Annotated in this window: 20 protein-coding genes and 1 riboswitch; of the genes, 5 read left to right on the top strand and 15 right to left on the bottom strand. The window is 68.9% G+C overall.

Annotation, left to right across the window (positions count from 1 at the left end):
• Positions 1 to 20: 20 nt before the first annotated feature.
• The 4 genes from ACYSM9_RS08155 to ACYSM9_RS08140 all read right to left on the bottom strand — a co-directional run bounded on the left by ACYSM9_RS08155 (position 21) and on the right by ACYSM9_RS08140 (position 4,067).
• Positions 21 to 758 (bottom strand): lipoate--protein ligase family protein, encoded by a 738-nt coding sequence (locus tag ACYSM9_RS08155; protein WP_461856476.1) that lies wholly within the window; start codon positions 756 to 758, stop codon positions 21 to 23.
• A gap of 143 nt (positions 759 to 901) precedes the next feature.
• On the bottom strand, positions 902 to 2,608 hold the full coding sequence (locus ACYSM9_RS08150) for an ABC1 kinase family protein (RefSeq protein ID WP_461856572.1): 1,707 nt from the start codon (positions 2,606 to 2,608) through the stop codon (positions 902 to 904).
• 50 nt (positions 2,609 to 2,658) lie between these two features.
• Entirely contained in the window at positions 2,659 to 3,198 is a 540-nt protein-coding gene (locus tag ACYSM9_RS08145) for a PadR family transcriptional regulator (RefSeq protein ID WP_461856475.1), read from the bottom strand.
• 65 nt (positions 3,199 to 3,263) lie between these two features.
• Positions 3,264 to 4,067, bottom strand: a complete 804-nt coding sequence (locus tag ACYSM9_RS08140) for a thioesterase family protein (protein ID WP_461856474.1) — start codon at positions 4,065 to 4,067, stop codon at positions 3,264 to 3,266.
• Between the two features lie 153 nt (positions 4,068 to 4,220).
• On the opposite strand from ACYSM9_RS08140, the gene ACYSM9_RS08135 reads away from it, so the two are divergent.
• Positions 4,221 to 4,898, top strand: a complete 678-nt coding sequence (locus ACYSM9_RS08135) for an endonuclease/exonuclease/phosphatase family protein (RefSeq protein WP_461856473.1) — start codon at positions 4,221 to 4,223, stop codon at positions 4,896 to 4,898.
• 9 nt (positions 4,899 to 4,907) lie between these two features.
• Here ACYSM9_RS08135 and ACYSM9_RS08130 read toward each other — a convergent pair whose 3' ends face one another.
• Complete coding sequence (locus ACYSM9_RS08130) at positions 4,908 to 5,498, bottom strand: TetR/AcrR family transcriptional regulator (protein ID WP_461856472.1); 591 nt, start codon at positions 5,496 to 5,498, stop codon at positions 4,908 to 4,910.
• Positions 5,499 to 5,611: 113 nt separating this feature from the next.
• On the opposite strand from ACYSM9_RS08130, the gene ACYSM9_RS08125 reads away from it, so the two are divergent.
• Complete coding sequence (locus ACYSM9_RS08125) at positions 5,612 to 6,748, top strand: ABC transporter permease (RefSeq protein WP_461856471.1); 1,137 nt, start codon at positions 5,612 to 5,614, stop codon at positions 6,746 to 6,748.
• A gap of 4 nt (positions 6,749 to 6,752) precedes the next feature.
• Here ACYSM9_RS08125 and ACYSM9_RS08120 read toward each other — a convergent pair whose 3' ends face one another.
• From ACYSM9_RS08120 to ACYSM9_RS08110, 3 genes are all read right to left on the bottom strand, one after another.
• A complete protein-coding gene (locus ACYSM9_RS08120) occupies positions 6,753 to 7,637 on the bottom strand; it encodes an SDR family NAD(P)-dependent oxidoreductase (protein ID WP_461856470.1) in 885 nt (294 codons plus the stop codon).
• Between the two features lie 30 nt (positions 7,638 to 7,667).
• Positions 7,668 to 8,183, bottom strand: coding sequence for an NUDIX domain-containing protein (locus tag ACYSM9_RS08115; protein ID WP_461856469.1), 516 nt, complete (start codon positions 8,181 to 8,183; stop codon positions 7,668 to 7,670).
• A 70-nt stretch (positions 8,184 to 8,253) separates the two neighbouring features.
• Complete coding sequence (locus ACYSM9_RS08110; protein ID WP_461856468.1) at positions 8,254 to 8,445, bottom strand: DUF1918 domain-containing protein; 192 nt, start codon at positions 8,443 to 8,445, stop codon at positions 8,254 to 8,256.
• Between the two features lie 72 nt (positions 8,446 to 8,517).
• Between ACYSM9_RS08110 and ACYSM9_RS08105 the strand changes: the two genes are divergently transcribed.
• Both ACYSM9_RS08105 and ACYSM9_RS08100 read left to right on the top strand, forming a co-directional pair.
• Positions 8,518 to 9,039, top strand: coding sequence for a metallophosphoesterase family protein (locus tag ACYSM9_RS08105; protein ID WP_461856467.1), 522 nt, complete (start codon positions 8,518 to 8,520; stop codon positions 9,037 to 9,039).
• A gap of 66 nt (positions 9,040 to 9,105) precedes the next feature.
• Positions 9,106 to 9,999 carry a glucose 1-dehydrogenase gene (locus ACYSM9_RS08100; protein ID WP_461856466.1) on the top strand — a complete coding sequence of 298 codons (894 nt, stop codon included), beginning with the start codon at positions 9,106 to 9,108 and terminating at the stop codon, positions 9,997 to 9,999.
• A gap of 8 nt (positions 10,000 to 10,007) precedes the next feature.
• On the opposite strand, the gene ACYSM9_RS08095 is transcribed toward ACYSM9_RS08100, so the two are convergent.
• The 4 genes from ACYSM9_RS08095 to ACYSM9_RS08080 are packed head-to-tail and all read right to left on the bottom strand — an operon-like array spanning position 10,008 to position 12,697.
• Positions 10,008 to 10,454 carry a DUF1810 domain-containing protein gene (locus tag ACYSM9_RS08095; RefSeq protein WP_461856465.1) on the bottom strand — a complete coding sequence of 149 codons (447 nt, stop codon included), beginning with the start codon at positions 10,452 to 10,454 and terminating at the stop codon, positions 10,008 to 10,010.
• 19 nt (positions 10,455 to 10,473) lie between these two features.
• Positions 10,474 to 11,004, bottom strand: a complete 531-nt coding sequence (locus ACYSM9_RS08090) for a DNA alkylation repair protein (RefSeq protein WP_461856571.1) — start codon at positions 11,002 to 11,004, stop codon at positions 10,474 to 10,476.
• A complete protein-coding gene (locus tag ACYSM9_RS08085; RefSeq protein ID WP_461856464.1) occupies positions 11,001 to 11,360 on the bottom strand; it encodes a TraR/DksA family transcriptional regulator in 360 nt (119 codons plus the stop codon). Before ACYSM9_RS08085 ends, ACYSM9_RS08090 begins: the two co-directional genes overlap by 4 nt.
• Before the next feature lie 20 nt (positions 11,361 to 11,380).
• A complete protein-coding gene (locus ACYSM9_RS08080; protein ID WP_461856463.1) occupies positions 11,381 to 12,697 on the bottom strand; it encodes an aggregation-promoting factor C-terminal-like domain-containing protein in 1,317 nt (438 codons plus the stop codon).
• A 221-nt stretch (positions 12,698 to 12,918) separates the two neighbouring features.
• Positions 12,919 to 13,109: riboswitch (cyclic di-AMP (ydaO/yuaA leader) on the top strand.
• Between the two features lie 3 nt (positions 13,110 to 13,112).
• On the opposite strand from ACYSM9_RS08080, the gene ACYSM9_RS08075 reads away from it, so the two are divergent.
• Positions 13,113 to 13,952: a C40 family peptidase gene (locus ACYSM9_RS08075; protein WP_461856462.1), complete on the top strand. Its 840-nt coding sequence runs from the start codon at positions 13,113 to 13,115 to the stop codon at positions 13,950 to 13,952.
• Between the two features lie 57 nt (positions 13,953 to 14,009).
• Here ACYSM9_RS08075 and ACYSM9_RS08070 read toward each other — a convergent pair whose 3' ends face one another.
• From ACYSM9_RS08070 to ACYSM9_RS08060, 3 genes are read right to left on the bottom strand one after another with little or no spacing between them, the layout of a single operon-like run.
• Positions 14,010 to 15,482, bottom strand: a complete 1,473-nt coding sequence (locus ACYSM9_RS08070; protein ID WP_461856461.1) for a protein adenylyltransferase SelO — start codon at positions 15,480 to 15,482, stop codon at positions 14,010 to 14,012.
• The gene (locus ACYSM9_RS08065) at positions 15,466 to 16,422 is read right to left on the bottom strand and encodes a ribonuclease Z (protein WP_461856460.1); all 957 of its coding nucleotides are present in this window, start codon (positions 16,420 to 16,422) and stop codon (positions 15,466 to 15,468) included. Before ACYSM9_RS08065 ends, ACYSM9_RS08070 begins: the two co-directional genes overlap by 17 nt.
• Positions 16,415 to 16,939, bottom strand: coding sequence for a mycothiol transferase (locus ACYSM9_RS08060; RefSeq protein WP_461856459.1), 525 nt, complete (start codon positions 16,937 to 16,939; stop codon positions 16,415 to 16,417). Before ACYSM9_RS08060 ends, ACYSM9_RS08065 begins: the two co-directional genes overlap by 8 nt.
• Between the last annotated feature and the right edge of the window lie 2 nt (positions 16,940 to 16,941).

Below are 16,941 nucleotides of genomic sequence, written 5' to 3'. Positions count from 1 at the left end.
CGGACACCACGTGATGCGGGTCATGCCCCCAGGCTGCTGAATGGAGCAGAGCCAAGGGTGGCATGGCCCGCATACGTTTCCAGGAGGGCCCGCTCCACCACGTCCACGTTGAGGCCGGGCACCAGGTCGTTGGCGGCGCCGGCGGTGGCAGGGTCCCATTCCAGGCCAAGGGCCGAATAACTTTCCGTGAGGACTTTGCGGATCGGCGCTGAGTCTTCCACCACGATCACGGAGCTGAAGAGCCAGCCGCCGGACACCACCCGCTGCGCGGTGCCGACCAGCTTGATCTGGCGCGTGCTGTCCGCTGGGTCGGTGCCGTGCACGCTGAACTCCCCGGGGCAGTACTCGCCCGGGATTTCGCCCACACCGGCCTGCACCCCCACGGCCCTGAGGGTCTGCGCGAACATTTCGCCAAAATAGCCGAAGCGCAATTTTGATCCGGCGATGGCGTCGGCGTCCGGCTCAATGTGGTCCACCACCAGGGTCCCCTGGTGGTAGGCCGCGGCACGCCCGCCGGCCCTCCGGACCAAGGGCTCAAAGCCGTTGTCGGCGCATGCCCGGGCCGCTGCCTCGAAGCCCGGAAGTCGGGTGTCCCGCTGCCCGAAGGCAACGGTCGGGGCCGGCCGGTACAGCCGCAGGGTTGGCCCGATCTCCCCGTTTTTTGCCCGCGCCAGCAGTTCCAGGCCGAACTCAAGGTCACGGCCCGCGCCGAGGGACACATCCTGCCGCACGACGGTCAAAGCCGGCAGTGCGTTCATGTCGGCCGTCCGTTCAGCTGTCCGGCCTGTTCCGGCGTCGTGCATCCTGCCCAGCTCCTGTTCGTGGTCCTGGCCGCCGTTCGGCCGGACAACCAACCCTAGGTTACGCCGTGGCCCCGCCAGTCTCCGCCACCCTCGCCCGGTCAGCGACCCCGGCGGCCCGCCCACACGCCGTGCAGCAACGGAACCGCCGACGCGATCATCAGCACGCTGCCCAGCACGGGATCCGCCCCGCGGACCACGGCCCCTGCGATCAGCAGGGCACCGAACACCATGGCCGACGCCGACCGCCTGGCCATCCGGTCCAGCCGCGCCACCTGGCGTTCCAGGCGGGGGACGGCCAGGGGCAGCGATCCTTCCTCGATACGGGCAGCGAGGGCGTCCAGCCGGCGGGGCAGGCCCAGGGCGATCCCGGCGACGTCGACGGCCTGCCGGGCCGCGTCCTGGAGCAAGTTGCCACGCTCGTCCCGCAGCAGCTGCGCGGCATAGGGTTCCACCGAATCCCACAGGTTGAACTGTGGGTCCAGGGAACTGCAGACCCCCGATGTCAGGGACATGGCGCGGATAATCAGCAGGAAGTTTTCCGGCAGCTGGAAAGGCAGCGAACGCACAACATCGCCGAACTCCATGGCGAAGTCGCGGAACTCCCGCGGATCCACCTCGCGCAGCTGGGCGAAGCCCATCCCGCCAAACCGTGCGAAGAGGCGCGTCATGGCCCGTTCCAGTTCCACCGTGTCCGCGGTGGGCACCAGGACTCCCACTTCGCGGATGGCGGCCACGAGCCCCTTGCCGTCGCGGGCCGCGGCGGCAATCAGCAGTTTCCGCAGGCCGCTGCGCGTCGCGGGCGTCACCTGGCCCATCATGCCGAAGTCGATGAACGTCAGTTTCCATGGGCGTTCCCCGGGCCGGGCAGCGACGGGTGTCACGAAGATGTTGCCTGGGTGCGGGTCAGCGTGGAAGAAGCCGTTGGTGAACAACTGGTCGAACATGACGGCTGCGAAGACCGGGGCCACCTCCACGGGGTCGATTCCCGCCGCCCGGAGCCCCGCAGTATCGGTGATCTTGACGGCGGTGACGTCCTCCAGGGTCAGCACGCGGCGCGTGCAGCGCTCCCAGGCGACCCCCGGCACGGCCACTTTCGCGTCCCCGGCGAAATCCTCCGCGAAGCGCTCGCAGTTGGCTGCCTCGTGGAGGTAGTCGATCTCTTCGAGGCTCGTCTGGGCGAATTCTCGCACGAGGGCCGGAACGTCCGCCCGTTCGGAAACCACCCGGAACCGGCTCAGCCAGCCGCCTACCCTGCGCAGGGCGGCCAGGTCGACGTCGACAATGGCTCCGATGCCGGGGCGCTGCACTTTCACCACCACCCTGTCCAGCCCCGTGTCCGCGCGGTCCGGGGCATTCAGGCGCGCTAGGTGCGCCTGTCCCAGCGACGCCGCCGCAATCGGTGCCTCGTCCAGTGCGGCAAAGACCGTGGCCAGGGATGCGCCGAGTTCCTGCTCGGCCAGGGCGCGGATGGCGGGAAACGGTACCGGGGGCACCTCGTCCTGCAGCCCTTCGAGTTCCTTCGTGATCTCGGGCGGCAGGACGTCCAGCCGGGAGGAGAGGAACTGGCCCACTTTGATCATCAGGCCGCCGAGTTCCACCGCGAGGTCATGGAAGCGCCGGGCGAACTGCTGCATCCGGCGCGACCGGTTCCGTTCGGCCACCCTGCCCAGCCCGATCCTGGGCAGGAACAGCTCGAACCACCAGATGGCGGCCAGGTTCAGGGCGGCGAAGCGCAGGATACGGCGGTAGCGGGCACGGGTGCCGCCGGTTTGGGCACCGGCGCCAGCGGGCACCGGCGCAGGCATGTCCCCGGGAACCGGCGCGCCGGGGTCCTGGACGGTTGGCCCCACCCGGGTCAGTTCCGGGCGAGGATCGCGTACATCCGGCGGCGCGCGTCATCAAGGACCGCGGCCGCCTCCTGCACCTGCTCCGGCGAGCCTGTCCGGCCCACCTGGGCGGTGGCCTGGGCAAGCTCGACGGCGGCCCTGGGCAGGGATCCCGGGCCGGCCGCCGCGGCGTCCCAGGGGGCGGGTCCGTGGTGGGCGGCGGCTTCCTCCCGGCCGGCCTGGGTCAGGGAGTAGACTTTGCGGCCGTTGGCTTCCTCGGCCTTGATGGCGCCTTCATCGGCGAGCAGCTGCAGGGTGGGATAGACGGAACCGGCGCTCGGCTTCCAGGCGCCTCGGCTGCGCTCTTCAATGTCGCGGATGATCTGGTAGCCGTGCATGGGGCGTTCTGCGAGCAGGGCCAGCACGGCGGCGCGGACTTCGCCCTTGCCGGCCCTGGTGGCGCCGGGGGCGCCGCGTTTTTCAAACCGTGAGCGCAGCTCTTCGACGGCCTGCCACATGCCCTCGATATTGTTGCCGCCGAATCCGCCTGCCGGGAATGAACCACGCATGGTGATCTCCTCTGTGAAACGCCAACGATATACAACGATACATCCGCCGCGTTGCCGCTGCAGGTTCAGGTCCTGCGCAGCGTCAGGATCTGCTCAGCCCGGCCAAACGGCCCCTGGCGGTCGTGCAGCACGGTGGAGGTAAGACCGATGCCGTCACGCCCGAATGACACGGCGTTGTCCAGTCCCAGCCATTCCCCCTCGGGCCTGCGGTACATGTGGATCTGCAGGTCCAGGTTGGGAAAGGCATAGCTGTCCTTCCCGGGCGGGACCCGCGCGGCGATGCCGTTTGCGGTGTCCACCAGTCCCATGAGCCGGGCAGTATCGCCGCTGTCGGCGCGGTCCGTCAGGGGATGTTCAGTGCGCAGCCACACTTTGCCAGCGCCCGGCCGGTGGCCTTCGGCCACCCGCATTTCCAGCGAGCGAATGAATCCTCCTGGCCAGACGGCGGAGCCGTCATAGGGTTTGCATTCGTCCGGGCCCGGAATCGCGGGGTCCTCGACGGCGGCAACGTCACCGGTGTCGCTGGTGACCATCCGCCAGGCGGTGGCCCGGATGGTCGTCCGGCCACCGGCCACCAGTTCAGCCTGCACCAGTTCGATGGTCCTGCCCGGCCGCAGGGTGGTGGTGCCGATGTGGAATTCCCCGCCGGGGATCAGGCCCAGGATCTCGTAGCTGAGCCGCGCCATCCGCATGTCCGCCCGCGGCTCGTGCCGTTCCAGGGCCTCTGCCATCAGTCCCGAGGCGGGAGCCATGTGCTGTTCGTGGGCATTCCAGGCCCCCTGCGCGTGGATGGTCGAGCGGAACCGCCCGTCCCCCAGCGACTGGTAGTAAGAGTTGCCTTCGGCGAGCCCGGGCAGATCTGCAGTCAACACTGACCCCTTCAAATTTTCGGTGAATTGGCCCTAACTCTATCCCGCGCCCGAACGGCACGCCGGGCAGACGGCGAAATGTTGGGGCCTGTGCGGAGGCATCGGACTAGACTCAGGAACTGGTCCTGTCAGCAACCTCAAAAGAGGTGTTTCATGCGCGTCATCAGCTACAACCTCCGAAAGCACAAGGCGAGCGGCGAACTTCTCGCCCTGGCACGGAATCACGACATCGATGCGCTCTGCCTCCAGGAGGTGGACGCCAGCGACCTTCCGGAGACACTGGGGCCGCTGCACCTGGCGGATGCCACCAAGGGCAACCGGCTGGGGCTGGCCATCTACTACCGGACAAGCCGGTTCACGGCCCTGGACACGCAGTCGTTCGCGCTGAAGAAGTCCATGCACGACCGCGTCCTGGCGCCCGCCCATGAGCGCCTGATCGGGACGCGGGTGATGGACAACGATACCCAGCACGAACTGGTCATTGGCTCGTTCCACGCCGCGCCGCTGACCGCCTCCAATTCCCTGCGGCGCAAGCAGATCCACGCGGCGCACGCCGAACTGCTGAGCATGGGCCGGGGCCTGATGACGCTGATGGTGGGGGATTTCAACTACCCGTTCTTCACCAAGAACCTGGACATGCACATGAAGAACTCCGGGTACGCGCTGTCCCTGAGCAACCGCCGCACCTACACCCGTTACAAGGTGTTCAAGGGCCACTTCGACTTCGCCACCTCGCTGGGACTGGATATCGCAAGCGTGGAGACCCTGCCCCGCGGGAACTCCGACCACCTGCCCATCCTGGTGACGGCCGAATACGGCGAGGGCTACTAGGCCAGCAGGCTAGATAGCGGCGAGGAGGGTCCGGGCGGATTCGAGGTATGCGGCTTCAACATCCTCTCCCGCCAGCGCCGACTGGATGGCGCAGCCCTGTATCAGGCCCATGACCGCAGGGGCGAGCAGCCGGGCTTTCCGCTCCGCGTCTTCGGCCGGCCGCGTGGCACGCAGCCAGGCCTCCAGGTATGCCTCGATGTGCCCCCGGATCTGGGCAAGGATGCTGCGCGCCACCTCTCCAAGGCGGTCGTTGCGGACGGCTTCACCCCAGACCTGCACCGCGACTCCCGGGAAGAAATCCATCTGCATCAGGCCAGCCATGAGCGCCACAATGGCTTGTTCCGGCGGCGCGATGGAACCCTGTCCGCCGAGCTCCTCAAGCGCCGCCATCCGCTCGGCGAAAACGCGCTGGCCGGCGTCGACAATCAATTCCTCTTTGCTGCGGTAGTACACGTAGACGGCTCCCGCGGAGAGGCCGGCCTCCGCGATGATGTCACCCATGGAAACGTTGGAGAAGCCCTTCTCCGCCACGCACGCCAGCGCAGCCTGCTGGATGCGCTCGCGCATGGCGACCCGGTGCTCCTCGCTCACTTTCGGCATGGATCCATCCTATAGCGAAAGAAAACGAATGATCATTCTTGACGCCAAATCACAATAGGCCGAGAATGGAGAACGAGCATTCTTTTTCTTCGCCCCGGGAGGTCACCAGTTCCATGTCCACCACTGAACGCACCCACGCTCCCGGTCGCCGGCAGGAGCCGGCAGCGGGCCCGCACACCCCCTGGCCGCACGCGCTGCGCACCGCCCTGCTCGCGGCAGCGGCCGTCTGCACCGTCCTGCTTGCCTTTGCGTGGCCGAGCGTCACCGCAAAAGTCCAGAACGTCCCCATCGCAGCCGTGGGCAGCGCAGAGCAGATCTCCCAGATCACGTCCAAGGCGCCTGCAGGGACACTGGACGTGCGGACGGCATCAAGCCGGGACGACGCCGTCAACCTCATCAGGCAGCGCGAGGTCTACGGCGCGATTGTCCTGGGCGCCTCCCCGGAAATCCTCGTCGCCAGCGCCGGCAGCCCGGTGGCATCGCAGGCCCTGACCCAGATGGGCGCCCAGATGCAGTCGCAGATCCAGACCCAGGCCATCGCCAGGCTCCAGGACGCCCTGGCCCAGGCGGCAGCGAAGGCGCAGGCCCCGGCGAATGCCCAGGCCCAAGGGACACAACCGGCCCAGGGCGGCCAAAACGGCGCGCAGCCAAGCGCCGTCCCCCAGGTGACCGTGACCGACGTCGTGCCCCTCTCCACCGACGATCCGCGCGGCACCGGGCTCGCGGTTGCCGGACTCCCCCTGGCGATGGGCGGCATGATCGGCGGCGTCCTCATTTCCCTGCTCGTCTCCGGAACGTGGCGCCGCCTGGGCGCCATCCTCGCCTACGGCATCATCGCAGGGCTGGGCCTGGCCGGGATCCTGCAGGGCTGGTTCCACATTCTGGACGGGAACTACTGGACCAACACCGCCGCCATCGGGCTGGGCATCATGGCCACCGCCGCCATCATCGTAGGCCTCAACGCACTCATCGGGCAGCCGGGCATCGCCGTTGGCGCCGTCATCACCCTGTTCATCGGCAACCCGCTGTCCTCGCTGACCCAGCCCAAGGAATTCCTCCCCGCGCCGTGGGGTGACGTGGGCCAGTGGCTGGTCCCCGGGGCCTCCGGGACGCTGCTGCGCGATCTCTCGTACTTCCCCGATGCCGCCACGGCGTTTCCCTGGCTGGTGCTGGCCGGCTGGGCCATCGCCGGAGCAATCCTGATCACGGTGGGGCACTTCCGCAACTCGCCCGCCGTCGCCGACGTCTAGGGCATCATCCGGCCGTCCGGGCCACCCAGCCGGCGGTCAGGCCAGTGACCCGGCTTCCGTCCATATCGGCAAGTTTGGTGCCCACGAAACCGCGCGCCCAGTCCGACGTCTGGATCCGGAAGGGAGGATTGCCGTCCTCCAGGGCGGCCAGGACCACGGCGGCAACGTCCGCCGGCTGCTGGGCGTTGCTGCTGGCGAACTGTGAGCTGGTCCGTGCCAGGTAGGCTGAAATGGCGGGACCGTAGCTGCCGGCCGACGCCATCAGGGCCGGCACGTCGATCCCGGCGTTCTCGACGAAGTTGCTGGACACCGCACCGGGTTCAATGACGTGCACGCCCACGCCCACGGTCCTGGCCACGGGCTGCAGGCTCTCCATGAACCCCTCCACGGCGAACTTGGCGGCACAGTACGCCTCATTGAACGGCTGGCCCACGATCCCGCCCACCGAACTGATGGTAACCACGCGTCCGCCGCTGTCACGCAGGTGCGGCATGGCGGCACGGGTCAGGGCAACCACGCCAAAGAAGTTCACTTCCATGGCCTCGCGGAAATCCTCCACCGGCAGCAGCTCCACCGTCCCCACCGCTGCACTCCCGGCGTTGTTGACCAGCGCGTCCAGCCGGCCGTAGGCACTGATGCAGTGGGCAACCTCCCGGTCGATGTCGGCAGCGTTCGTGACGTCCAGCCGGCGAATATCCACCGCCACTCCCGCGGCGTCGGCGGCAGACCGCAGCGCCTCCGCACGCTGCAGGTCGCGCATGGTGGCAACGGTCGTCCAGCCTGCCCGCGCGGCCTCGACCGCTGTGGCAAGGCCGATCCCCGTCGACGTTCCGGTAATCAACACCACGCCCCTGGGCGTCTGTGGCCGGGCAATGCTCTCGTCGCTCACTATGCTCCCTCGTGCTGCTGCTTGACCTGCTTACCAGGAATCATCCACGTCCAGCCTGGCCAGCAGGCCGGGCCAGGACGCGGCAAAGCCGGGGTGCAGGTCCAGCCCGTCCACCTCGGCGACCGGAATCCAGAGCAGCGCGATGCTTTCGGGGTCGCTGATCACGGGGTCGAAAGATTCCCGGACCCGGACCACCACCGTGGTGTAGGACCAATAGCCGTGGTCCAGCACCGAGGTGAACAGGACCTCCACGCTCTCCGACGGCACCGAAGCCTCTTCGTAGGCTTCGCGGAGCGCACCGGTGACGGCTTCTTCGCCTTCGTGCAGGGCCCCGCCTGGCAGGCCCCATGTTCCGCCGTTGTGGCTCCACACTGCGCGGTGCTGCAGGAGGACGCCCTTGGCGGGGTCGTAGGCCAGCACCCCGGCCGCACCAAACCTGCCCCAGTACCGGCCGCGGTCGCCTTCCACCCAGGCATCGCCCGGGTCGCGGGGACCCGCGCGGTGCGGAGGTGTTGGGGACGCGGCGGAAGCCGGAAAATGTTCCATGGCTCCAGTCTGACAGGTGCGCCCCGCTGGCAGGAGCACCTGCCTGGCGGGTGCTACGAACCGGCGGGCGTCAGGTGCTGTTGCCGCGCTCGACGGCGAAATCACCGCCGGGATACATGACGGTCTCGTGCCCGTCGTCGAAGCGGACAACATAGGGCGGGGCCCCGCCCTGGCCGCGGACTTCCAGGATTACCCCGTGCCGGTCCGAGGACCCCACCGTCCTTCCGTGCACGATGATGCGGTCGCCTTGGGCTGCCTCCATGGCAATCACCTCCAGCCCCCAGATTACGACTCGGCGGCCTGCGGGAACAGGGCGGCGTGGCAGGATTCCGGTATGCCGCTGAAACTGGTCATCATCGCCGACACCCATGTGCCCAAGCGTGCCCGGAGCGTGCCGGAGCAGGTGTGGGCCGCCGTCGAAAATGCCGACGTCGTGTTCCACGCCGGTGACTGGGTGGAACCGTCGGTGCTGGACGCGTTCGAGGCGCGGAGCAGGCTGCTGCTGGGCGTCCACGGAAACAACGACGGACACGAACTGCGCCGGCGGCTTCCGGAGACGGCACGCATCACCCTCGACGGTGTCCGCTTTGCGATGGTCCACGACACGGGGCCGGCCAAGGGCCGCGAACTGCGCTGCGAGGCGCTGTACCCGGACGCCGACGTCCTGGTCTTCGGGCACAGCCACATCCCGTGGGATACCACCACCCCCGCCGGGCTGCGGCTGCTCAACCCCGGCTCCCCCACAGACCGCCGCAGGCAGCCCGCCTGCACCTACCTGGAAGCCGTGCTCGACGGCGGCCGGCTCGCCGAAGTCCGGCTGGTGGAGGTGCAGCGCGGCTGGGCGGGTTGGCAGTGACGGAATGATTGCCTAGGCTGGAAAACATAAGCATGCTTAGTTGTTCCGCACGAAGAGGAGGACCGCATGACCGACCAGTACACGTTCCGCAACCCCGTGACTGCCTACGAAAAGATTTCCCCGCCCGAGCAGCACCAGTCCGAGCCAGGGCTTGACGCCGACCTGGAACCAAAGGCCGACCTGGGCGAGGAAACGTACCGCGGCACCGGCCGGCTGGAAGGCCGACGCGCCATCGTCACGGGCGCCGACTCCGGAATCGGGGCCGCGACGGCGATCGCCTTCGCCCGCGAGGGCTCCGACGTCGTCCTGTCGTACCTGCCGCAGGAAGAGGAAGACGCGTCCCGGATCGCCGGGATCATCGAGGCCGCCGGCCGCAAAGCGGTGAAGGTGCCCGGCGACCTCAAGGATGCGGCAGCGTGCCGGGACCTGGTGGACACGGCCGTGGCCGTCCTGGGCGGCGTGGACATCCTGGTCAACAACGCCGGGAAGCAGGTGGCTCAAAAGGACCTCGAGGACATCACCGACGAACAGTTCGACCACACGCTCAAGACCAACGTCTACGCCATGTTCTGGCTGACCAAGGCTGCCGTACCGCACATGCCGGCGGGCTCCACGATCATCAACACCACCTCGATCCAGGCCTACAACCCGTCACCCACGCTTGTGGACTACGCCACCACCAAGGCCAGCATCAACAACTTCACCAAGGGCCTGGCCCAGCAGCTGGCACCGAAGGGGATCCGGGTCAATGCGGTGGCGCCGGGCCCCATCTGGACCCCGCTGCAAGTCAGCAGCGGCCAGCCCAAGGAGGAGCTGCCGGAGTTCGGCCAGTCCACTCCCCTGGGCCGGGCCGGGCAGCCCGCCGAACTCGCTCCTGCCTACGTCTTCCTGGCATCGCCGGAATCCAGCTTCGTGGTGGGCGAGACGCTGAACGTCAACGGCGGCAGCCCCACCCCGTAAACGGCTGCCTACCCGGCCGGTTCCTGCTCGGCAAGCAGGGCGTCGGTGGCTTCATCCGGCTGGCCGTCGAAGAACTGGGCCAGGACCGTCTTGAACACTGTTTCTCCGGGCGCCGCCCGGAGAAACAGTGTCATGCACGAACGCAGTTTCTGCGCGTCAATGCCGCCCAGGATGTCCGCCGCGGACCGGTCGGCGTGGTTGGTGAGGGCCTGTGCGCATTCGAGCAGCCGGGGGCCGAGGACGTCGTGGTCCAGGTAGGCGCGGGCTTCGGCCAGGGACGAAATAGCGTAGGTGCGCGACGTGGCGCTGCGCCCCAGGCCGGCGATCTGCGGAAAGATGAACCACATCCAGTGTCCGGTCTTGTTGCCGACCCGCAGCTCTTCCAGGGCCTGCCCATAGGTTTCCCCGCTGTTCTGGGCGCTGACGAAGCGGTCAAGGTCAAACGGCTCATTCATTGGATCCTCCACGCAGGTTTCAAAGGGTCGGCTCCCTGGCAAGGGCGTCCGCCGCGGCCTGCAGCTGCGGCTCCGGGTCCTCCCGCCATCTCGACAGGATAACGTCGGCGCGCTGCCGTTCGCGCCCACCCAGCCCCGCCAGCAGGGGAACCAGGACGTCCGCGAGCAGCGGCGCCACCAGTTCCTGCGCCCGTACCGAGCGGAGGAACCCCTCAAGGCGGGTCAGGTCCGAATGCCGGAGCAGGCGGACGCTGGACTGCAGCAGCACCACGGCGGCCAGGCGGCGTTCAAAGACGGGCCGGGCGCCGGGTTTCGGCTGGGCCCAGAGGGCTGAGGCAAGCATGACCAGGGTGTCGTGGTCCAGGTCCTTGAATTTGCGCAGGGCGTCGCGCACTGTTCCCCGGACCGCCCCCACGGACGAGCCGTAGGAGGCGAGGGTGCCGCCCAGCCGGTTGCCGACGTCGTCCGCCCGGTACCAGGTGCCCTCATTCCGAAGCGTCCGGTCGATGAACTCCGCCGCCGCAGCCACGGTGTCCGCGGCGCCGGTCACCGTCCGCGCCCCGCCGCGGCGTGCCGGATGCAGAACGGGGTCCACGGCCGCGCCTCCAGCCGGCCTTCGGCGATGGGGTCCCCGCATACCGCGCACACGCCGTAGGTGCCGGCGTCGATCCTTGCCAGAGCCGCCTCCACCTGGTCCAGCCCTGCCGTGCTCTGCTTCAGGAGGGCCGACGCCTGGGAGAGTTCGAAGGCGATCGTGGCGCCCTCGGGGTCGTGCTCGTCGTCAACATTCGAGTCCTGCCGCGCCGAATTCGCCGCCGCGATGTCGGCCCGGAGAGCCGGCAGCAAAGCCGACCTCCGTTCCCGCTCCTGCTCCAGGAGCACCCGGAAGCGTTCAACGTCTGGCATAGGGAAAGCCTAGCGCCACATCAGTACCAGTTCAGGGCGACGGAGTGGCTCCAGGCACCGCAGGGGGTCGCGTAGCGGTCGCGGATGTAGCCCAGTCCCCAGTCGACCTGCGTCCGGTAGCTGGTCAGCCAGTCACTGCCGGCGCTTGCATACTTGCCCGGCGGCAGCGCCTGCGCGATGCCGTAGGCACCCGAGTAGGGGTTCGTGGCAGTGGTCAGCCAGCCGGATTCCTTTGTCCAGAGCTGCGCCAGGCACTGGAACTGTTCCTGGCCCCAGCCGTACGCGCCCAGGCGCCCGGAGGCATAGTTCTTCGCGCCGGCCGGATCATTGACAGCGCTGCCGGGAAGGGAAGGTACGACGACGGGCGGCGGGCTTGGCACCGCCGCCACCGGAGGTGCGTCCGGCACAGATGGGTCCGGTACGGGGTTGGCGGGACTTCCAGGGGGTGCCGGAGCGGGGGCGGCAGCCGGGGGTGCCTTCGGCTGCCGGGCTGCCGCGGCGGCGGCCTCTTCGGCCTGCCGGCGGGCCTGCTCTTCCGCGGCGGCATGCTTGGCCGCCTGCGCCGCCTCATAGGCAGCCAGCGCGGCCTGGCCCTGGCGGTACTGTCCCTCGATGGCCGCGGTGGTCCCTTTCAGGCTGGCAAGCTGTGCGGTCAGTTCATCGCCGTGCTGCTTTTCCTCCGCAACCTGCCGGGCCAGGGCTTCCTGGGCCGAACGGGCGGCCTCCAGCTTTGCCTTCGCCTCGCCGGCCAGGCGCTCCCGCTCGGCTTTGGCGGCCGTTTCCTGGTCAGCGAGGGAGGCAGCCACCTTGCCGGCAGCCGCGGCCTTGGCCACCAGCGCCGCGGTCTTGTCCCCTGCCAGCTGGACCAGGTTAAAGCCCTGGGCCGTGTTGGCCTCAAGGGCGTCCAGTGCCACGAAAAATCCGGCGTTGGTCCCGCCGGTCTTGTACGACTGCACCGCGAGGGCGCCAAGGGCCTTCCTGTGGCTTGCCAGTTGGCCGTTGGCCCGGGCGGCCTCGGCGGACAGGGTCTGCACCCGCGCGGTTGCCGCTTCGAGGGCTGCCTGCGCCGACGCGTAGCCGGCTGCTGAGCTGACGGCGGTGGCACCCGCAGCCTCGGACTCGGCCTGCAGGCCGGCGAGGAGGCCGTTGATCCTGCTGATTTCCCCGGCTTTGGCAGTTTCGGAGGACTGCGCCTTCTGCACATCGTCCCAGGATGGGTACCCGGCAGGTGGCGTGGGGTCGTCCGCGGAGGCAGGCAACAGTGCGGCCGCGGCCAGTGTAATGGCCAGCAGGCCTCCCAGCACGGGGGCCTTGATCCCGGTCACGATCAGGGGCATAGTCCCGAAGCTTACCGGCAGCCGTGCCGGCCACGAAGGATTTGCGCCGCAATACCGTTACCTCGCGCCATGCGGGGCGCCCTGCAGCGTCCGCAAAACCGCCACAAGACTTTTGCTGAATTCGAGAGGAAGGCCTCGCATGTTATCTAAATGTGACAATTGGCGGGAGCGCGGGTTATGGTCGAATGGTGTCCCTCCCAGACGGGACATTCCCATCAGCTTGCCGAGCCCTGCCGCTGACCCGGGATTCGATCGTTTCCAGCTGGCAGGGACGGGGGAACCACATTTCCACGGCCTTACGAGGCCTTGGGGTTAAGTCGACAGCGCCTTCCGTCCATCGCGGGGTGCTTTCGGCCGGGCATCTCCAGCCCGAACCCGACAGCTCACCCCGCAGGCATGGGAGAGGCGATCAACCGTGTCAAAAATTTCCAATGCTGCCCGTCACCGCGCGACCCCGGCCCGCTCGATTGTGCTCGAAGGCCTGGCCGTGACAGCCAAGTCCCAGGCGCGCTCGCTGGGCCGTCCGGCGCTCGCAGTGGCAGCCGCGTCCGGCATTGCGTTCGGGGTCGGCGCCCCGGCCCACGCCGGTGTCACCGCCCCGGACACCACCGAACAGACTAGAGTCCAGGCCACTGCCGCCCCCGCCGCCGAAGTGGCCGCGCCGGCAGCGGCGGCCGCCACTGTACACACCGTGGCGTCCGGCGACACCTTGGGCGCTATCGCGTCAGCCTACGGCGTCAGCCTGAACGATGTGCTGTCCGCCAATGGCCTGGGACTGTCCTCGATCATCTACCCGGGCGACCAGATCCAGATCCCGGGTGCAGGATACGCTGCCCCGGCACCCGCCCAGGCGCCCGCTCCGGCACCCACCGCCGCAGCCGCTTCGACTCCAGTGAACACCGGGATGAACATGTCCTACGCCTCGGCCACCCCGGCCTCCACCGGAACCGGCACCGGTGCAGCCATCCTCGCCTCGGCCTACAGCCAGCTGGGCGTCCAGCAGGACTGCACCGCCATGGTGGAGAAGGCCCTGCGCTCGGTGGGCAAGTCGGTGGGTGACCTGGCCCCCACCCAGTTCTTCCAGTACGGCACCGTGGTGGGCAGCCCGGCTCCCGGTGACCTGATCATCACCTCCGGCCACGTCGGCGTGTACGCCGGTGACGGCCAGGTGGTCAGCGGCGGCGTCAACGGATACACCACCGAGGTGCACTCCATCAGCTGGCTCGGCGGCTACTCCGCCGTCCGCGTAGCCTAACCACCGCGCGCAGAAGAAGGGCGGCGGCCGGGATTTCTGGCCGCCGCCCTTCTGCGTTCAGGTCCCGCAGAAGGTCATGTAACTCCCGAAGTCCTTGGGCGCTCCCTCGGCGTAGCGTTCCAGCCCCGCCCGTTGCGTAAAGGGTTTGGTGACCGCTTCCAGCAGCCGGCGCAGGGGGTCCAGGTCTCCCCCCGTGCCGGCCGCAAGCGCCTCCTCCACCAGGTGGTTGCGCGGGATGTAGGCGGGATTCACGCGGTCCATCAGGTCCGGGTCGGGGCCCAGGGCCTGCCACTGCCCCGCCCAGGAATCGAAGGCCGCCAGGTCCAGCACCATGCCGCGGACCGGACGGAGGTCCCCGCGGGCCGCCTTGCCGAGGTTCCGGAAGAACAGCGTGTAATCCACCGGGCCGTCCTTCAGGATGGCGACCGCCCCGTCCACGACGTCCGATGCCGCCTCGCTGCCGGCACCGGCCGCGTCCGCCGGCAGGCCCAGCTTTTCTTTCATTCCGCCGGACCAGGCCGCACTGTACTCAGCGCGGAAGGTGCCGAGCGCCTCGACCGCGGGCGCGACGGCTTTCTCCTGGTCCTCGTCGATCAGCGGCAGCATGGCCTCGGCCAGCCGGGCAAGGTTCCATTCGGCGAGGACCGGCTGGTTGGCGTACGCGTAGCGGCCGCTGGTGTCAATGGAGCTGTAGACGGCGCCGGGATTGAACGCATCCATGAATGCGCAGGGGCCGTAGTCGATCGTTTCACCGGAAATGGTCATGTTGTCCGTGTTCATCACCCCATGCACGAACCCCACCAGCATCCAGCGTGCCACCAGGGCGGCCTGGGCGGAGACCACCGAGCGGAAGAGGCCAAGGTACGGGTTTTCGGCCGCGGCGACCCCGGGGTAGTGCCGGCTGATGGCGTGGTCGGCGAGCCGCCGCAGCAGGTCGATGTTTTCCGTGGCGCGGGCATACTGGAAGCTGCCGACGCGCAGGTGGCTGCCGGCCACCCGCGCCAGCACGGCACCGGGCAGCATCCCCTCGCGCCGCACCTGCCGCCCGGTGGCCACCACGGCGAGGGAGCGAGTGGTGGGAATCCCCAGGGCATGCATGGCCTCGCTGACAAGGTACTCCCGCAGCATGGGCCCGACGACGGCCCGGCCGTCCCCTGCGCGGGCGAAAGGCGTGCGTCCGGAGCCTTTGAGGTGGACGTCCCTGATGCGTCCGTCCCCGTCCGTGACCTCGCCCAGGAGCAGGGCGCGGCCGTCACCCAGGAGGGGCGAATAGCCGCCGAACTGGTGGCCGGCGTAGGCCTGCGCCACCGGCGTGGCACCCTCCGGAACGTGGTTACCCACCAGGAGCCGCACGCCTTCAGGACTGCGGAGGTATCCGGAGTCGAGGCCAAGATCCGCGGCCAGCGCCTCGTTAAGGATGAGCAGTTCGGGCGCCGGGGCTTCCTCGGCCTGCCAGGGAACGGCGAGCTCGGCCAGGTCCCGGGCAAAGCGGCCATCGAAAGTGACCGTGGATTCAGCTGCTGCCGTCATGGTTTAACCCTATCGCCGTGGCTTCCTGATGTGGTGCCGGGTAGGATTCCCGGGCGCCCAGGCGCCGTGGAACGGGAATGCGCTGCAGGTCCTCCGCTGCCACGACGGCAACAGCGGGGGCGCGCGTCCGGGCCTGGGCGGCCAGCAGCGAAACGTCGTCGCCATACCGTGCCGAGAAGTGCGTCAGCACCAGGGTCCGGGCGCCCGCGGCCGCCGCCAGTTCCCCTGCCTGCCCGGCGGTGAGGTGGCGGTACTGCCGTGCCAGCCCGCCGTCGTCGTCACTGAACGTCGATTCGGTGACCAGCAAGTCGGCGCCGGCGGCCAGTTCCCCGGCGCCGAGGCAAGGCGCGGTGTCCATGATGAACGCGAACCGCTGCCCCGGCCGCGGCACGCTGACCTGCTCCAGCCGCACGCCGTCAAGGCTCCCGCCGCGCTGCAGCCTTCCGATGTCCGGGCCGGCGATGCCGGCCGCGCGCAGCCGCTCCGGCAGGAAGGTGCGGCCGTCCGGTTCAGTGAGCCGGTAGCCGTAGGTCTCGATGCGGTGGTTCAAGGGCCGGACCTCCAGGCCGTCCGCCACCGTTCCGGCGCCGGAGTGCGGGTGCAGCCGCAGGTCGATGCCGGGCGAACTGACGGAGATGAGGGCGCGGACAACGTCGGCGCCCGAAGCCGGGTAATGCAGGTGGACGGGATGGGTGACTCCATCCAGGGCCATCCTGGAGAGCACGCCCGGCAGCCCGAAACAGTGGTCGCCGTGCACGTGGGTGAGGCAGATCCTGGTGATGGATGTTGCGGAGACGCCGGCATGGATCATTTGGCGCTGGGTGCCCTCGCCGGGGTCGAAGAGCAGCCCCTCGCCGTCCCAGCGCAGGAGGTAGCCGTTGTGGTTCCTGGTGCGGGTGGGCACCTGCGAGGCCGTCCCCAGGACTACCAGCTCACGCACCGGGGCGTTCCGCCTGGCGGGCGTGAAGCCCCTTGGCATACGCGGCCTGGCCGGCGTGCTGGAGGCAATCGGCGAGGATGCTCACCAACCGCACCCCGTAGGTGACCGGCGGGTCCCAGTTCCGGTCGACAACGCGGTCCAGGTCGGAATCCTGGAGCCCTGACAGCACGGTGGCGGTTTGCCGGTGCACGGCGTCGCAGTATTCCTGCAGGAGAGCCCGCGGCGCACGCACCGCGTCCACCTGGCTGCTCGTATGGCCGTACCCGGTATCCTGCCGGGAGAGCGGCAGCCCGAAGCGGGACACGAAATCCTGGGCCGTCCAGACCTGTTCCAGCCCGGCAGCCGGAGCCACCTGGGCGTCCTCCACCCGGCCAAGGTGCCAGACCAGCCATGCGATGGAGTTGCCGGTGCCTGCCGGGCGCCACAACAGCGCATCCTCGTCCAGCCCATCGAGGGTCTGCGTGACCACCCCCTGGATGCGCCCGAAGGCGTCTCCAAGCAGGTTACTGGATTTCATGC

The sequence above is a fragment of the Arthrobacter sp. C152 genome (assembly GCF_054890965.1).
The sequence above is the reverse complement of the archived record's forward strand: the minus strand, read 5'-3'. Positions and strand labels throughout refer to the sequence as shown.

Coding starts and splice junctions, on each gene's coding strand:
- ACYSM9_RS08155 (WP_461856476.1), bottom strand. CDS start 758: ATGAACGCACTGCCGGCTTTGACCGTCGTGCGGCAGGATGTGTCCCTC.
- ACYSM9_RS08150 (WP_461856572.1), bottom strand. CDS start 2,608: ATGCCTGCGCCGGTGCCCGCTGGCGCCGGTGCCCAAACCGGCGGCACC.
- ACYSM9_RS08145 (WP_461856475.1), bottom strand. CDS start 3,198: ATGCGTGGTTCATTCCCGGCAGGCGGATTCGGCGGCAACAATATCGAG.
- ACYSM9_RS08135 (WP_461856473.1), top strand. CDS start 4,221: ATGCGCGTCATCAGCTACAACCTCCGAAAGCACAAGGCGAGCGGCGAA.
- ACYSM9_RS08130 (WP_461856472.1), bottom strand. CDS start 5,498: ATGCCGAAAGTGAGCGAGGAGCACCGGGTCGCCATGCGCGAGCGCATC.
- ACYSM9_RS08125 (WP_461856471.1), top strand. CDS start 5,612: ATGTCCACCACTGAACGCACCCACGCTCCCGGTCGCCGGCAGGAGCCG.
- ACYSM9_RS08115 (WP_461856469.1), bottom strand. CDS start 8,183: ATGGAACATTTTCCGGCTTCCGCCGCGTCCCCAACACCTCCGCACCGC.
- ACYSM9_RS08110 (WP_461856468.1), bottom strand. CDS start 8,445: ATGGAGGCAGCCCAAGGCGACCGCATCATCGTGCACGGAAGGACGGTG.
- ACYSM9_RS08105 (WP_461856467.1), top strand. CDS start 8,518: ATGCCGCTGAAACTGGTCATCATCGCCGACACCCATGTGCCCAAGCGT.
- ACYSM9_RS08100 (WP_461856466.1), top strand. CDS start 9,106: ATGACCGACCAGTACACGTTCCGCAACCCCGTGACTGCCTACGAAAAG.
- ACYSM9_RS08095 (WP_461856465.1), bottom strand. CDS start 10,454: ATGAATGAGCCGTTTGACCTTGACCGCTTCGTCAGCGCCCAGAACAGC.
- ACYSM9_RS08085 (WP_461856464.1), bottom strand. CDS start 11,360: ATGCCAGACGTTGAACGCTTCCGGGTGCTCCTGGAGCAGGAGCGGGAA.
- ACYSM9_RS08080 (WP_461856463.1), bottom strand. CDS start 12,697: ATGCCCCTGATCGTGACCGGGATCAAGGCCCCCGTGCTGGGAGGCCTG.
- ACYSM9_RS08070 (WP_461856461.1), bottom strand. CDS start 15,482: ATGACGGCAGCAGCTGAATCCACGGTCACTTTCGATGGCCGCTTTGCC.
- ACYSM9_RS08060 (WP_461856459.1), bottom strand. CDS start 16,939: ATGAAATCCAGTAACCTGCTTGGAGACGCCTTCGGGCGCATCCAGGGG.